1 protein-coding gene is annotated in these 723 nt (G+C 36.4%); it reads right to left on the bottom strand.

Annotated elements, in window-relative coordinates; all coding sequences use genetic code 11:
• Nucleotides 1-95: 95 nt before the first annotated feature.
• The coding region (locus GXK58_RS26830) for a group II intron maturase-specific domain-containing protein (protein WP_272928190.1) at nt 96-723 on the bottom strand (628 nt) is incomplete at its 5' end.

The raw sequence follows: 723 nt of genomic DNA, 5'->3' as shown, positions 1-723 counted from the left end.
AATAAAGTAGGGAAACCTTTTTCAAGGCTTCCCCCTTATCAAACCGTACGTGCCCTATTAAGGCATACGGCTTACCAATATGTTACAATGTTTTATCAAGAGGATGCATTCCAGGCATTTTGCATCTTTTGGAGTCGGTGGGGAGTATAGTATTCCTCACCTTTTGCTTTTGCTTGTTTGATTCTGTTCTTTAGGTCTCTTTTTGCATTACTAGTCATCTCGTTTAGGTACTGTTCCTTTGTGTATCCATATGCTTTATTTAAGTAGAGCCAATATGTAGGAATCAGATTTATTTTGAGAAAGAAGGCTTTATTCCAAAGACTACGCATCTTTTTCTCTTTTCTTTGAGAAGGATGTTTATGAATAAAAGCTACCCTTAATCTTCTTCTTATATAGCCATCTAGAGATGTAAGGGTTCTTCGAACCCACCTTGTAATACAGTGGTTTGAACTCCCTAACTTTATGTTTTCTTTTATTGCGTTAACAATTGCTAGGTAGTAATTGACTTTCCCCCTAATTATAGGGTTTACACGGTCTATCCACTCTTCCTTACTTAGTGTAAGTATTTTGCGGGTCTTTTCCTTTATCTTAAAACGAAAATCTTTTATGGATTCTTCCTTCGGAGTTACATGGAAGACGGACTTTTTGTCTTTCTTTCCTTCTCTCCAATGATGGAAGGTGAAACCAAGAAAATCAAAATCATCATTCTTGAAATCAACGACT

This window comes from Bacillus sp. USDA818B3_A (genome assembly GCF_009928415.1).
In the GTDB taxonomy this organism is placed as follows: Bacteria; Bacillota; Bacilli; order Bacillales; family Cytobacillaceae; genus Neobacillus.
The sequence above is the reverse complement of the archived record's forward strand: the minus strand, read 5'-3'. Positions and strand labels throughout refer to the sequence as shown.